The 13,416-nt window shown below is 63.6% G+C and carries 16 protein-coding genes; 10 read left to right on the top strand and 6 right to left on the bottom strand.

The annotated features are described in order from the left end of the window. Positions 1–39: 39 nt before the first annotated feature. Both FJ943_RS11110 and FJ943_RS11105 read left to right on the top strand, forming a co-directional pair. A complete protein-coding gene (locus FJ943_RS11110; RefSeq protein WP_041163672.1) occupies positions 40–750 on the top strand; it encodes a helix-turn-helix transcriptional regulator in 711 nt (236 codons plus the stop codon). Further along, complete coding sequence (locus tag FJ943_RS11105) at positions 747–1,517, top strand: helix-turn-helix transcriptional regulator (RefSeq protein WP_015315926.1); 771 nt, start codon at positions 747–749, stop codon at positions 1,515–1,517. The genes FJ943_RS11110 and FJ943_RS11105 overlap by 4 nt, the downstream gene beginning before the upstream one ends. 24 nt (positions 1,518–1,541) lie before the next feature. Here FJ943_RS11105 and FJ943_RS11100 read toward each other — a convergent pair whose 3' ends face one another. Genes FJ943_RS11100 through motA form a run of 6 tightly spaced genes read right to left on the bottom strand, consistent with a single transcriptional unit; the run spans position 1,542 to position 6,375 of the window. Then, entirely contained in the window at positions 1,542–1,976 is a 435-nt protein-coding gene (locus FJ943_RS11100) for a hypothetical protein (RefSeq protein WP_015315925.1), read from the bottom strand. After that, the gene (flhB, locus tag FJ943_RS11095; protein ID WP_140721470.1) at positions 1,973–3,055 is read right to left on the bottom strand and encodes a flagellar biosynthesis protein FlhB; all 1,083 of its coding nucleotides are present in this window, start codon (positions 3,053–3,055) and stop codon (positions 1,973–1,975) included. Before flhB ends, FJ943_RS11100 begins: the two co-directional genes overlap by 4 nt. Positions 3,056–3,058: 3 nt before the next feature. Continuing rightward, the gene (locus FJ943_RS11090) at positions 3,059–4,072 is read right to left on the bottom strand and encodes a flagellar motor switch protein FliG (RefSeq protein ID WP_140619464.1); all 1,014 of its coding nucleotides are present in this window, start codon (positions 4,070–4,072) and stop codon (positions 3,059–3,061) included. A 43-nt stretch (positions 4,073–4,115) separates the two neighbouring features. Next, complete coding sequence (gene fliN, locus FJ943_RS11085; RefSeq protein WP_015315922.1) at positions 4,116–4,502, bottom strand: flagellar motor switch protein FliN; 387 nt, start codon at positions 4,500–4,502, stop codon at positions 4,116–4,118. 17 nt (positions 4,503–4,519) lie between these two features. Then, positions 4,520–5,467, bottom strand: a complete 948-nt coding sequence (locus FJ943_RS11080; RefSeq protein WP_140619462.1) for a FliM/FliN family flagellar motor switch protein — start codon at positions 5,465–5,467, stop codon at positions 4,520–4,522. A gap of 32 nt (positions 5,468–5,499) precedes the next feature. Continuing rightward, a complete protein-coding gene (motA, locus tag FJ943_RS11075; RefSeq protein WP_015315920.1) occupies positions 5,500–6,375 on the bottom strand; it encodes a flagellar motor stator protein MotA in 876 nt (291 codons plus the stop codon). Between the two features lie 156 nt (positions 6,376–6,531). Here motA and FJ943_RS11070 point away from each other — a divergent pair, with 156 nt between their 5' ends. The 8 genes from FJ943_RS11070 (at position 6,532) to flgG (ending at position 13,416) form a co-directional block, all read left to right on the top strand. Then, positions 6,532–8,343, top strand: coding sequence for a DUF1217 domain-containing protein (locus FJ943_RS11070; protein WP_140721467.1), 1,812 nt, complete (start codon positions 6,532–6,534; stop codon positions 8,341–8,343). Between the two features lie 2 nt (positions 8,344–8,345). Further along, positions 8,346–9,071 (top strand): flagellar basal-body rod protein FlgF, encoded by a 726-nt coding sequence (gene flgF / locus FJ943_RS11065; RefSeq protein ID WP_140661819.1) that lies wholly within the window; start codon positions 8,346–8,348, stop codon positions 9,069–9,071. A 1-nt stretch (position 9,072) separates the two neighbouring features. Next, complete coding sequence (gene fliI / locus FJ943_RS11060; protein ID WP_015315917.1) at positions 9,073–10,488, top strand: flagellar protein export ATPase FliI; 1,416 nt, start codon at positions 9,073–9,075, stop codon at positions 10,486–10,488. 235 nt (positions 10,489–10,723) lie between these two features. Continuing rightward, the gene (locus tag FJ943_RS11055) at positions 10,724–11,305 is read left to right on the top strand and encodes a hypothetical protein (protein ID WP_224583355.1); all 582 of its coding nucleotides are present in this window, start codon (positions 10,724–10,726) and stop codon (positions 11,303–11,305) included. Between the two features lie 192 nt (positions 11,306–11,497). Beyond that, entirely contained in the window at positions 11,498–11,878 is a 381-nt protein-coding gene (gene flgB, locus FJ943_RS11050) for a flagellar basal body rod protein FlgB (RefSeq protein ID WP_015315915.1), read from the top strand. 2 nt (positions 11,879–11,880) lie between these two features. After that, a complete protein-coding gene (flgC, locus tag FJ943_RS11045; protein WP_015315914.1) occupies positions 11,881–12,297 on the top strand; it encodes a flagellar basal body rod protein FlgC in 417 nt (138 codons plus the stop codon). Then, positions 12,294–12,617: a flagellar hook-basal body complex protein FliE gene (locus FJ943_RS11040; RefSeq protein ID WP_015315913.1), complete on the top strand. Its 324-nt coding sequence runs from the start codon at positions 12,294–12,296 to the stop codon at positions 12,615–12,617. Before flgC ends, FJ943_RS11040 begins: the two co-directional genes overlap by 4 nt. A 10-nt stretch (positions 12,618–12,627) precedes the next feature. After that, a complete protein-coding gene (gene flgG / locus FJ943_RS11035) occupies positions 12,628–13,416 on the top strand; it encodes a flagellar basal-body rod protein FlgG (protein ID WP_015315912.1) in 789 nt (262 codons plus the stop codon).

Raw genomic sequence — 13,416 nt, 5'->3', positions numbered from 1 at the left:
AGCCGGGCATCAGAATTGATTCCGACCAAAAAGCAGCAGATGAGCAGTCCCGCCGCGCCTCTTCAATCCGACACATTGGGCTCGCGCCTGACGTCGCGCGGTGATCTCACCTCCTTCTTCATGGAGCTGACCGCCGAGATCGGCGCCGACAGCTACATGCTGGTCGCCATTGTCCATGACCAGGACCGCAACGATGCGCGTATCGTGTCTTCGAACTGGATCTTCGACGCCATCGAGTTGATCGGCAAGCGGCTGATCGCCGGCCTTGCACAGGGCCCGCTCACCGCCGCACCCGGTATCCGTCCGACGCCGCTGGTTGCGGCCCAGGCGCCGGATGCCGGCGGGCTGGTCTCGGGCGAAGAGGCTCGGCTCCTCGACGTGCTCGGCCATGCCGAGGTCTATTCACTGCGGCTGAATGTCGGCCGTCAGCGCCTGTTCGCCTTGTTCTCGGCGGCCGCCGCCGGCCGGATCGACCAGCCGGCGCTGATGAAGGCGCAGCTGAAATGCTGCTACGCGCTTTCGCACATCCCGCAGTTGATCGCCGCCGCGGCGATGCAGGATCCGCTGTCGGACCGCGAGCGCGAATGCTTGTTCTGGGTCTCGGAAGGCAAGACCACCGACGAGGTGGCGGTGATCCTTGGCGTCTCCTCCAACACCGTCAACAGCTACATCACCCACGCCATCCAGAAATTCGCGGCCTCGAACCGTGCGATGGCCATCGCCACGGCGATCAGGAGTGGCATCATTTGAAACACGCCGACATCAAGGAGGCCGCGGAGGCCCTTTTCAACGAGCAGCGCAGCCCGTTCGGTGCCTTCTCGCTGGGATCCGAAACACATCACGCCGTCACCATTCCCGATGCGGTGCGCCGCTGCCGCTGGATCTCAGTCGACATCAATGCCTCGGCCTTCGGCCTGTACTTCGTCAGCCCGTCGCCGGAGCGCGCGCGGCTGGTCCCGTGCTTTGATTCAGATTATCCCGGCGTCGCGGTGGCCACCAAGTTCATTTCAGGCGCCAATGGCGAGGACATCGTTCGCCATAGCCGGATTTCGACCGAGCCGCGCTGGTGGACGGATGATGGCGTGGCGGCCATGGCCGACATGTTCGGCAATCTCGCCTGGACCGGACAGATGGCGCCGCTGACACCCGGGTCGAGCGGCATTGCCTTCCCCGTCCATGCCGATCGCGGTCAATGCGGTCTTGTCGTCTTCCTGGGATCGGAGATCGCGCTGGCGCAGGATGCGCTCTACGAAATTCACGCTCGCTGCTTCTCGCTGTTCGCCGCCGTCGCGCGGATGCGTCCGGGAGACGTCGGCAGAATGCGCTCGATCTCCAAGCGCGAGCTTGAATGCCTGAAGCTGACCGCCAACGGCAACACCAGCGAGGAGATCGCGCGGCTCCTGAAACTGTCGGTGCACACCGCCAACCAGTACCTCACCCAGTCGACCCAAAAGCTCAATGCGGTCAACCGCAACCAAGCGGTCGCCAAGGCGTTGCGGCTGGGGCTTATCGAGTAGCCGCTCTCGGCTGAAGGAAGCGCTTTAGAACGCCAGCGGTTCGACCTTGCGAATGCGGGCCTGTTCGATCACCGCCTCCAGCAGCGCCGTGTTGTGCCCGGGGTCTTCGCCCGGCTTTTCAAACGACACGTAATTGACCAGGACCGTGCTGCCGGTCTCGCTCAGCGTCAGCTGGAAATAGACGGTCACGCCGGGCGGCCTGAGTTCCAGATCGAGCACGATGCGCGGGCTGCCGCTCCAGTCGACATGTGCCTCGCCGCCATGACCGAGCCTAAGCGTACCCGGCATGAAGAACAGCTCCGCCGCTGAATCGACCAGATCCGACAGGCAGGCGAAATGCTCCAGCCGGATGAAGGCGATATAGTCGGCGACGTCGATCAGCCTGAGCTCCACCACCACCTGTTCGATGGCGCTGGCGACGATGATCTCGCGGGATTTTGCGTGCGGTTGCCGGTTCATGAAATCTGTCTGCGCTCAGCCTTTTTCGAGTAGACGATCCGCACCAGTTCGGCGACGGCCTGGTAGAATTGTGATGGGATCACATTATCGACCGAAACTTGCTTGTACATGGAGCGGGCGAGCGCCACGTCCTCGAAGATCGGGATGTTATGCTCCTTGGCGATTTCACGGATTTTCAGCGCCACCAGATCCTGCCCTTTCGCTACGACCAGCGGCGCCGAATCTTCGTCGCGCACATATTTCAGCGCAATCGAGAAATGGGTCGGGTTGGCGATAACGAGCGTCGCGCGCGGCACCGCGGTCATCATCCGCTTGCGCGCCCGGTCGCGCGCCAACGAACGCAGCCGCGACTTGACGATCGGGTCGCCTTCGGACTGCTTGAACTCGTCCTTGACCTCCTGCTTGCTCATGCGCAGGTCCTGCTTCCAGTGAAAGCGCGACCAGACGATGTCGATCGCCGCGATCAGTCCCATGACGAACACGATCGCCACCAGTATGTCGACGGCGATGCCACGGATGACGAGGCCGAAAGCGACGGGATTGGTGATCATCCCGGCAAGCAGCTTGCGGTGGTCCTCCGACAGCGTGAAGGTGAGCACGGTGATGGCGAAACCGACCTTTGCGAGCGATTTCAAAAACTCGACCCAGCCCTGGGCGCCGAACATCCGGTTCCAGCCCTTGGCGATCGATATGCGCGACATCTGCGGCCTGATCCGCTCGCCGACGAATTGCGGCATGTTCTGCAGCACGGAGGCGCCGATGCCGGCAACCGTCAGCAGCACCAGCAGGCTCACGACGGCGCGACCCACTTCGAACAAGACCTGCTTGTAAAGCGCGATGACATCGGTCTCGGTGTCCATCGGCCAAGCCTCGGGCTTCTCCAGGAACATCGACAGGAACGTGCTGAGATCGACGGCGGCGTCCTTGGCATAGAAGACTGTGAACACCAGTATGGCGACGAACGAGGCGAGGAGCGCCGTTTCCCTCGAATGGGGCAGCTTGCCCTGTTCGATGGTATCGCGGATCTTCTTTTCCGTCGCCTCTTCGGTTTTCGAGTCCTTGTCGGTGGCGTCGGACATGCCTTAGGCGGCGTTCTGCGTCGAGGGAAGTTCGAAGGCCCCTTCGCGCGACAGGCGGATGGTGGTCGTCACGATCGTCTTGCGCGCAGCCATGATGTCGGCGGCCGGGACACCCTCCGAGCCTTGCCCGAGTTCGGCCTCGATCATGCGTCGCGAGCGCGCGCCGATCGCCGACAGCACCGCCTCGGCCAGTGCCGCCGACGTGCCGCGCAGCGCCAGCGTGACAAGCTCGGTCGACAGCCCGTCGAACAAAAGCACGCGCGCCTTCTGGGTGAGCAGCGGCAGGTCGTCGAAAGCGAACAGCCGGGCACGGACACCGTCGAGGTCGGGCGTGCCGGCGGCTTCGAGATCCTGCATGACCTCCTCAAGCAGGGGCTTTTCCAGCTCGTTGAGCACGCTGGCGACGCGCGCCTGCCCGGCCGAAGTGTCCTTGGTGGAGGTATCTGACAGCACGCTGGAGCGCAGCCGGTTCTCGACGATCCTGGTGGCGGCGGCCGGAACGTTGGCCATCGTCACCATGCGCTTGATGATCTCGCCGCGCATCGGCTTCGTCAGTGTCAAAAGCACACTCGCCGCCGCCTGCGGCCCCAGTTTCGACAGCACCATGGCCGCCGTCTGCGGGTGTTCGCCCGCTAGGAACGCGCCCAGCCGCGAGGGTTCGAGCTTTTCGAGATCGGGCCAGATCGGCGGCGGCCCTTCAGGCGCGACCTCGAATTTCTTGTCCCCCATGATGGCGCTCATCTCTTCGGGCGAAAGAGACTCGTTGAGAATGGTGTCCATCCTGTCGGCGGAATCGAGCAGGCCGGCGCCCTCGGTGAACTCGGCCTCGAATTCGGCGACGATGCGCTCGAGATCGCTCTGCGGAATGGTCCTGAGCAGCCGCGCGCCCTCGATCAGCGCCTTCAGCTCTTCCTGCTTGAAGAATTTCAGGAGACGGCTGGCGGACGGTTTGCCCATCGCCACCAATATGGCGGCTGCCTTCTGCGCGCGCGTCAGGGTCGTCAGCGGCGTCGTCATGCCTTTCGCCTCCGCTGCCACCGGCGAGCTCCGCGATCCATGTCTAGGCGCCCTTCGTGCCGGCGATGATTTCGGTCAGCCTGATGCCAAAGCGCGAAGGGTCGCTTTCGAGCACGGTGATCTCGCCGCGCGCGATCTTGCGGCCGTTCACCACGACATCGACCGGCTCGCCGATGCGGCGATTGAGCGCGACCGTCGACCCCTTCTGCAGCGCCATCAGATCGGCAACCGCCATCTCGGTGCTGCCGAGGATGATCTGGACATCGACGGGGATGTTCATGATGACGCTTGAATTGGCCCCCGCGGCGGCCCGGAACGCCGCATCGGGGCGCTGTTCTTCTTCGTGCAGGACCCCGCGCAATTCCTCGATGGCGCGATCGAGCTGCTCGTCCGGCTGGTCGAGCTCTGCTTCTACCTTGGTCTTGGCCATGCGTCGTCTCCAAAAGCTCAGGCGCGCCCGGCACCAGCCGGCATGAGCCCATCGATGAAATCCTGCCCGGCATCGAAAGGATGCCTGATTCGGACGGTGTAATTCTGCCCCAGTTTGCCGAACTCGCATACGAACAGCGTCTGGCCGCGCGCGCCGAGGCGAGCCCGCGATTGCGCCGTTTCTTCGAAGTCGATGACCTGGCCCACTTCGAGGTTGGCGAGGTCGCCCAGCGTCAGCCGCGCCAGCGGCATGGTGGCCTCGAGCGCTACGGTCGAGCGCATCACCTCTTCCGAAAAGCGTGCCCGCCAACTGGTTCCATGATCGTCCTCGCTGATGCTGGCCGTGGCATCGCGGCCCGCCAGCACGATGCGCTGCGGCATCGTCACGGTAATCGAGCCGCTGTCGACCGGCGTCGAGATGCCAAGGACGATGCGGATCGCGGCACCGTCGCGCAACACGTGCCGCCTGGCCTCGATCCCCGACATGGCGCGGGGTGCGGGCAGCCGCAGTTCGAGCGAGCGCCGCCCCGATCCGTTCAGCGCCTGCGCCACTTCCTGGAGCACCATGGTCGAGACATCGGCCTCGATCGACGACAGCTCGCGCTCGATCGGCGACACCGGCATATCCGGGTCGCCGCCGAACAAGGTGGAGACCATGATCGCGATTGCGGGAGCATCCATGACGAGTGTCATCGCGTCCGAGGACGCCGGCGAGCCGACGACGGTCATCGCGAAATTGTCGCCGGCGCGCGAGCGCGCCTCCGGGACGCGGCTGACCTCGACGGCCTTGAGGTCGACAATTACGGGAATGCCGAGCTCGCCCGAGAGTCCCTTCTGCAGCAGCGGCACGGCGCGTTCGGCCATGGCACGGCCGGCGTCGACGACCTGATCGGTCTCACCGCTGTCGCCGACCAGACGCTCGATGATCAACGAACGCGCCTGCGAGGGGCTGCCCGGACTCGTCATGACAGTTTTGGCACCGATCTGTCGCGCATCGCTCAGGCAGCCTTCTTCTCGGCGCTGCCGGTGTTCATGGTGCTCTGCTCGACCGCGTCGATGGTCGGCCGTTCATAGGAGGAGATGGTCTTGCGGCCGAACTCGATCGCCACCTGCGGCAGCGCACCGTTCATGTAGGCGAGCAGCGTCTGCTTGACGATGATGTAGAGGCGGTTCTTCTTCTCGCGCACCGTCTTGATCTTGGTGGCGACAGGTCCGACCACCGCATAGGACAGGAAGATGCCGAGAAAGGTGCCGACCAGCGCCGCGCCGATCAGGCCGCCGAGGATTTCCGGCGACTGGTCAAGCGCGCCCATCGCCTTGACCACGCCGAGCACGGCGGCGACGATGCCGAGCGCCGGCAGGCCGTCGCCGACCGCGACCAGCGCGTGATAGGCCTTCATCTTGTCGGATTTGATGGTCTGGATTTCCTCGTCCATCAGCGCCTCGATCTCGTGTGAGCGGGCATTGCCGATGATGATGATGCGGCAATAGTCGCAGATGAAATTCATCAAATCGTGATTCTTGAGCACGGTTGGAAAGGCCTGGAAGATCGCCGATTCCTCCGGATTGTCGATATGCGCCTCGACCTCGCTGCGCGACTTGGAGCGCAACTCGCGCATCAGGCTGTGCAGCACGCCGAGCGTTTCCAGATAGTCCTGCTCCTTCGGCACCGCCTGCTTGAAGGCTTCCAGAATGCCCTTGCCGGTATCCTTGACCGTCTTCATCGGATTGGCGACCAGGAAGGTGCCGAGTGCGGCGCCGCAGATGACCACGGCTTCCCATGGCTGCACCAGCACGTGCAGATGCCCGCCCATGGCCATGAAGCCGCCAAGGACGCAGCCAAGCGTCACCACAAGTCCAATCAGAATGCCCACGACCGGTCCTTCCGCATTTCACGTCGGACAAGGGATAGTCCCCGTGCCTTGTGTGAGGCTTGAATCCGAGCCGCCATGGCACGAAAGTTGGCGATTCAGTTTCGCGCAAGGAAGTGAGCTTATTGTGCTGGCATAGCTTCGGCCGGAGGCGCGTCCTTGCTCAGTACCTATACCAGCTACCAGTTGATCACCAAAGACATCAACAAGTCGATCGATCGCATCGAGCAACAGCCGACCGTCGACCGCGATACCCAATATTATCTCGCCAACATCACCAAGGTGAAATCGATCGACGATTTCGTCAAAAATGACCGGCTGTTCAAATACGCCATGAAGGCCTACGGCCTGGAGAACATGGACTACGCCAAGGCCTTCATGGTGAAGGCACTCAAGGAAGGCGTCTCCGATCCCAACAGTTTTGCCAACAAACTGACCGACAAGCGCTACGCCGCGTTCGTCAGCGCCTTCAATTTCGCCGCCAACGGCCCCAATGCGACGATCTACAACAAGGCGCAGCAACTGGTGACCAGCAACTATGCGCTGCAAGTCCAGATCGGCGCCTCGCAGGCAGGACTCTCCTACTACCAGAGTGAAACCGCCTACTACGTCACCAACATCTCCAAGGTGAAGTCGGTCGACGACCTGATGGGCAACAGCCGCCTGCTGACATACGCGATGGCCGCATTCGGCCTCGATGCCGAGACCGAACCGGCGGCAACCGTCAGGGCCATGCTCGAAGGTGGCGTCAGCGACCCCAACAGTCCCGCCAACAAACTGACCGACAACAGCTACGCCAACTTTGTCTCGGCCTTCGACTTCGCCCAGTATGGCGATCAGACAACCACGCGCGATGCTGCCCAGCAGGCGGTGCCGAAAGGCTATGTGGCCGGAACCGGACTGAAATTGGTCGAGCCGAGCCCCCAGTATATCAAGGGCGAGGCGGACTATTACGCGGCAAACATCTCCAAGGTGAAGTCGATCGACGATCTCATGGCGGACAGGCGCCTGCTCACCTTCGCGATGGCTTCCTACGGACTGGATGCGTCGACCGAAAAGCCGCTGCAGATCAGCACGATGCTGGCGGGCGGCGTCAGCGATCCCAACAGCCCGGCAAACAAGCTGACAGACAAACGCTACGCCAACTTCGTCACGGCGTTCAACTTTGCCCAATATGGCGATCAGACAACGTCGCGCGACGAGGTGCTGAAAGACACGCCGAAGATCTACACCACGGGGTCGGCGCTTGGCCTGATCCTGCCGAACGCGGACTCCATAAAATCGGAGACCGCATACTACCTTGCCAACGTCACGAACGTGAAATCCATCGACGACCTGATGGCCAACAGCCGGTTGTACAACTATGCGCTCTCGGCTTACGGACTCGATCCGGCGACCGAAAGCAAGGATCTCATCCGCAGCGTGCTGACCGGGGGCATTCGCGACGCCGACAGCGTCGCCAACAAGATGACGAACAAGGCTTATGCCGGGCTCGCCGCCGCTTTCAACTTCGAGCAGTACGGCGAAGCAGCCACCACCATCAATCCGGCGCAGCAGCCGACCGTCGACAACTACATGCGCCAGACCCTCGAGGAGGACGCCGGCAAGACCAATGAGGGCGTGCGGCTGGCGCTCTATTTCGACCGGAAAGCATCAACCATCACCAGCTGGTACGACGTGCTGGCCGACACGGCGCTTGCCAGCGTGGTGCGCACCGCGCTGGGGCTGCCCGATTCTTTCGCCACCGCCGACATCGACAAGCAGGCGCAGTTGTTCGGGCAGAAGCTCGACATCTCGGATTTCACGGACCCCGTGAAACTGAACAAGTTCCTGACCCGCTTCACCAGCATGTACGAGATCAACAATCCGACCTCGACGGCGGTGACGTCGGTCAGCGTGCTCTTTGCCAAACCGGTCACATCGGGCATCTCCACCGACCTGATGATGGCCATGCAGAAACTGAAGTTCTGATCATGCGAGACAGTCTCTACGTTGCCCTCTCCGCGCAGATAGCCCTCGAGCGCCGGCTCGACACGATCGCCGACAACGTCGCCAACGCCAGCACCGTCGGCTTTCGCGCCACCGGCGTGAAGTTCGAGGACGTGGTGTCTGGCGCAGGGCAGAAGTCGGTTTCGTTCGCCTCCTCCGGCAAGACCTTTATGTCGGGGGCTCACGGCGCCATGACGGAGACCGGCAACCCGTTCGATTTCGCCATCCAGGGCGACGCCTGGTTCGCCATCGACACGCCAGTTGGCACCGTCATGACCCGCGACGGCCGTTTCTCGATGAACGAGAATGGCGAGCTGATGTCGGTCGAGGGCCATCCGGTGCTCGACGCCGGCGGGGCGCCGATCCAGCTCGACCCCCGCAACGGTCCGCCCAAGGCCGGCGCCGACGGCTCGCTGCGCCAGAACGAACAGCTCGTCGGCTCGATCGGCCTCTACAATTTCGACCCGGGCGAGAATTTCGTGCGCTACGGCAATTCCGGCATTGTGCCCGCACGCACGCCCGAACCGGTCACCGACCGCTCCGACATCGGCGTCGCCCAGGGTTTCCTCGAGGAATCCAACGTCAATCCCGTGCTGGAAATGACCCGGCTGATCATGGTCCAGCGCGCCTTCGAGAACACTGCCGCGCTGATGCGGCAGACCGATTCCTCCGCCGAGGAGGCGATAAAGACGCTCGGCTCGAAGTCGTAGCATGTCGTCAGAGCAGCCAGCCCTCCGTGCACCCGAAAGACAGCTCCAGCCGGCGCCGCTGGATCGGCTTGCCGCTTTGGAGCGGATTATCAGGCGCTTTGGCGACAGCGACGGGCTGGTCAAGCGCGGCGGGCTCGTCACCGAAGTCACATCAACGCACTACAAGGTGCGCGGCCTTTCCGATTTCACCAGGCTGGGTGACATTGTCGAGCAGCGCGGTCAGTCCGGCTCGCGCCGCGGCGAGATCGTCAAAATCAGCCGCGACGAGGTTGTGATCGCCCCCTTCGAACGCAGCGCCGACGCCGGCATCGGCGATGCCGTGTTCCGCAGGGGTCCGCTCGCGGTGGCGCCGCATGCCTCGTGGCGCGGCCGCGCCATCGACGCGCTCACCCGGGCAATCGACGGTGGTCCGCCCTTGGTCAGGGGCGACGACATGTCGGCGGCCGCCGCGACACCCGGCGCCATGGCGCGGCAGCGCGTCGGTACCGCCTTCATGACCGGCGTCAAGGTCATCGACATCTTCACGCCACTCTGCTTCGGCCAGCGCATGGGCGTCTTCGCCGGATCGGGCGTCGGCAAGTCGACGCTGCTTGCCATGCTCGCCGGCGCCGACGCGTTCGACACCGTCGTCGTGGCGCTGATCGGCGAACGCGGCCGCGAGGTCCGCGAATTCCTCGAGGATACGATCGGCGACAGCATGGCCAAGACCGTGGCCGTCGTCGCCACCAGCGACGAGAGTGCCATGATGCGTCGGCGCGCGCCAGACACCGCCATGCGCGTCGCCGAGCATTTTCGCGACCAGGGCCACCGTGTGCTGCTGGTGCTGGATTCGATCACCCGCTTCGCTCACGCCCTGCGCGAGGTGGCGACGGGAACCGGCGAGCCGCCGGTTGCCCGCGGCTATCCCGCCTCGGTCTTCACCGAACTGCCCAAGCTGCTCGAGCGCGCCGGGCCTGGAACCGAAGGCCCAGGATTGGAAGGCAAGGGATCGATCACGGCCATCATTTCCGTGCTGGTCGACGGCGATGATCACAACGATCCGGTCGCCGATTCGGTGCGCGGCATCCTCGACGGCCATGTCGTGCTCGACCGCGCGATCGCCGAACAGGGGCGCTATCCGCCCGTCAATCCGCTGTCGTCCATCTCGCGACTGGCCGGCAAGGCCTGGAGTGTCGAACAGCGAGCCCTGGTGACGCGGCTGAAGTCGATGATCTCCCGCTTCGAGGACACGCGCGACATCCGGCTGCTCGGCGCCTATCAGGGCGGCGTCGACGCTGAACTCGATATGGCCGTACGCCAGGTGCCCGTCATCTATGAGGCGCTGACGCAATCGCCCAGGGACCGTCCGTCCGCCGATCCGTTCTCCGATCTTGCCCGCCATCTCAAGGGAAAGCAGAATGCCGAACCAGGAGACTGAACGCCAGTACACCGAGCGACTCCTGAACGAGATGATCGCCGAAGCGAACGCCGCGGAGCAGGCTCGAGCGGAGGAGGCCAGGGTCGCCAGGGCAAACGCCGCCGCCGCCATGGCTGCCCGGACCGCGGTTGTTCTGGCCAAGGCCGTCAAATCGGCTCTCCCCAGATCCGAGCCTTTGCCGGCCCGGACTGCCGAGCCCCCTGTGAATTCCCTTCCCCGCGTCGAGGCTGCCGATATGGCTCAAGCCAGTCGCGAATCGCTGATCGATGGCCTGTTTGCCGCCAGCGAATGGCCGCAGCCGCCAAAGCCGCAATTCCCCAGACTGGGCAAGAAGAAGGCGGACCGTCGCAGCGACGTCGTCATCGCCGCGCTCGGCATCACGCTCGGCCTGACCTGCGCCCTGTTTCCCTGGTACATCTTCTTCAACCAGGACCAGTTCGGCGTGCAGGCGATCAAGTTCGGCGGCACCGGTACCAATTCGGGACGTGCGGGAGGTGGCGTGGTCGCCGAGCGCAGCGCGCCGCTGACCGCCAGGGACGTTCCCAACGCCGATGTGGATCTGCTTGCCACCGGCACGGTGCAGGACGACTCCAAAACGCAGCCGCCCGGCGAGCAACCCTTCCCCGCCGACATCGCGAAGTTCCGCATGGTCCATGTCGCCAATGGCCGCGCCATGATCGAGGACGACACCGGCCTGTGGATGGTCCAGCGCGGTTCGACGCTGCCGGATTCCAGCAAGGTATCGGCGATCGAGCAGCGCAACGGCAAATGGGTCATGCTCACCAGCGCCAACCAGGTGATCGAGCTTTCCAGATAAGCCGTCACGGTTTTGTGCCGAGGATGATTTCAGGTCGGATCGTCCTGAAATCATCCGTCTCCATTTCAAGGGATGGAGCATGATGTCGTCCGAAAACCGCTTCACCGTTTTCGCCTTCACGTTCCAGCGACCGATCGCAAGGTCCGCGCAAGACTGGCGTCCTAGTCTTTGGGCACATGCCCGGAGATTCCCATGGAGCCTGTTTCCCTTTTCGATCTCGCCGCCAAGCAAGCGCAGTGGCTGTCGGTACGTCAGTCGGCGGTCGCCGGCAACATCGCCAATGCCAACACGCCGGGCTACACGGCAAACGATGTCGAGCCGTTCGAGAAGGTGCTCGACCGCACCGCGGTGTCGCTCCAGATCACCGAGCCCGGCCATCTCGGCACTGCGGCGACCAATGCCGGCTTCTCCATCAAGCCGCAGGAAGACGACGGCGTGGTCATGCCCTCCAAGAACACGGTCGTGCTTGAAGACCAGCTTCTCAAGGCCGGCGAGGTGCGCCGCTCCTTCGAACTCAACACGGCCATCGTCAAGGCATTCCACTCAATGATGATGATGGCGGTGAAGAGCTGACCATGGACGCACTGACCGCAGCCCTCAAAGTCGCAGCATCAGGCCTCGGCGCTCAGTCCGAGCGCCTGCGCGTGGTTTCGGAGAACCTCGCCAACGCCCAGTCGACAGGAACCACGCCGGGCGCCGACCCGTATCGCCGCAAGACCATCAGCTTCGTCTCCGAACTCGACCGGGCCTCCGGCAGCTCGACGGTGGAGGTGAATTCGATCGACCGCGACCCGAGCAATTTTCCCGTCGAATTCCAGCCCGGCAACGAGGCCGCCGACGACAAGGGCTACGTCAAGATGCCCAATGTGAACGTGCTGATCGAGATGGCCGACATGACCGAGGCCAACCGCTCCTACGAGGCCAACCTGCAAGTCGTGAAGCAGGCGCGTGATCTCATTTCAATGACCATCGACCTGATGAGGAACCAATGATCGTCAACGGCATCGGCGCGCTTAACCTGAAGCCTGGGCTGGGCCATACAGCCACCGATCTGCTGCAGGGTGGCGTTGCGCCGGCGGCATCGGGCAACCTTGGCACCTCCTTCGCCGAAGCGGTGAGCCAGGCTGCCTCCAAGACCGTCAGCACCATGCAGAATGCCGAGCAGGTGTCGATGCAGGCGCTCAAGGGCGACGCCGACACCCGCCAGGTGGTCGATGCCGTGATGAGCGCCCAGCAGGCGCTGCAGACCGCCGTCGCCATCCGCGACAAGGTGGTCTCGGCCTATCTCGAAGTCAGTCGCATGGGCATCTGAGGAGCAGGCCATGAAAGCACTCGCCATCGCCGCCACCGGCATGAATGCCCAGCAGACCAATCTGGAAGTCATCGCCAACAACATCGCCAACATCAACACCACCGGCTACAAGCGCGCGCGCGCCGAATTCTCCGACCTGCTCTACCAGGTCGACCGCACGCAAGGCGTCCCCAACCGCTCCAATGCCTCGCTGGTGCCGGAAGGCGTTTCGATCGGTCTCGGCGTCAAGACGACCGCCGTGCGCAACGTCCACACCCAGGGTGAACTGACCAGCACCGGCAACAGCTTCGACATGGCGCTCACCGGCAGGGGCTGGTTCCAGATCGAAGGCGCCGATGGCGGTACGCTCTATACCCGCGCCGGCGCCTTCAACACCAACGCCACCGGCCAGCTGGTGACGGTGGACGGCGCCAGTGTCATTCCGGCCATCACCGTGCCGACTGATGCGGTCGAAGTCATCGTCAACAAGACCGGCCAGGTCTTCGCCCGCATCGACGGCCAGACCGACCTGCAGAACCTCGGCCAGCTCCAGATCGTCAACTTCGCCAACGAGGCGGGCCTCGCGCCGCTCGGCGACAATCTCTTCCAGGAGACAACGGCTTCCGGCCCGGCCAATGTCGGCGTGCCCGGCGATCCCGGCTTCGCCACCATCCAGCAAGGCTATCTCGAGGCCTCCAATGTCGACCCGGTCAAGGAGATCACGGAACTGATCTCGGCGCAGCGCGCCTATGAAATGAACTCCAAGGTCATCCAGGCCGCCGACGACATGGCCTCCGTCGTCTCCAAGAACATCAGGTAA

Origin of the sequence: Mesorhizobium sp. B2-3-10 (assembly GCF_006442275.1) — a bacterium.
Lineage (GTDB): Bacteria > Pseudomonadota > Alphaproteobacteria > Rhizobiales > Rhizobiaceae > Mesorhizobium > Mesorhizobium australicum.
Note: the sequence above shows the minus strand (reverse complement) of the source record. Positions and strands in the feature narration are given on the sequence as shown.

Bases quoted from the DNA above. Each gene is read 5' to 3' on its own strand.
- FJ943_RS11110 (WP_041163672.1), top strand. From the start codon at position 40: ATGAGCAGTCCCGCCGCGCCTCTTCAATCCGACACATTGGGCTCGCGC.
- FJ943_RS11100 (WP_015315925.1), bottom strand. From the start codon at position 1,976: ATGAACCGGCAACCGCACGCAAAATCCCGCGAGATCATCGTCGCCAGC.
- flhB (WP_140721470.1), bottom strand. From the start codon at position 3,055: ATGTCCGACGCCACCGACAAGGACTCGAAAACCGAAGAGGCGACGGAA.
- FJ943_RS11090 (WP_140619464.1), bottom strand. From the start codon at position 4,072: ATGACGACGCCGCTGACGACCCTGACGCGCGCGCAGAAGGCAGCCGCC.
- fliN (WP_015315922.1), bottom strand. From the start codon at position 4,502: ATGGCCAAGACCAAGGTAGAAGCAGAGCTCGACCAGCCGGACGAGCAG.
- FJ943_RS11080 (WP_140619462.1), bottom strand. From the start codon at position 5,467: ATGACGAGTCCGGGCAGCCCCTCGCAGGCGCGTTCGTTGATCATCGAG.
- flgF (WP_140661819.1), top strand. From the start codon at position 8,346: ATGCGAGACAGTCTCTACGTTGCCCTCTCCGCGCAGATAGCCCTCGAG.
- fliI (WP_015315917.1), top strand. From the start codon at position 9,073: ATGTCGTCAGAGCAGCCAGCCCTCCGTGCACCCGAAAGACAGCTCCAG.
- FJ943_RS11055 (WP_224583355.1), top strand. From the start codon at position 10,724: ATGGCTCAAGCCAGTCGCGAATCGCTGATCGATGGCCTGTTTGCCGCC.
- flgB (WP_015315915.1), top strand. From the start codon at position 11,498: ATGGAGCCTGTTTCCCTTTTCGATCTCGCCGCCAAGCAAGCGCAGTGG.
- flgC (WP_015315914.1), top strand. From the start codon at position 11,881: ATGGACGCACTGACCGCAGCCCTCAAAGTCGCAGCATCAGGCCTCGGC.
- FJ943_RS11040 (WP_015315913.1), top strand. From the start codon at position 12,294: ATGATCGTCAACGGCATCGGCGCGCTTAACCTGAAGCCTGGGCTGGGC.
- flgG (WP_015315912.1), top strand. From the start codon at position 12,628: ATGAAAGCACTCGCCATCGCCGCCACCGGCATGAATGCCCAGCAGACC.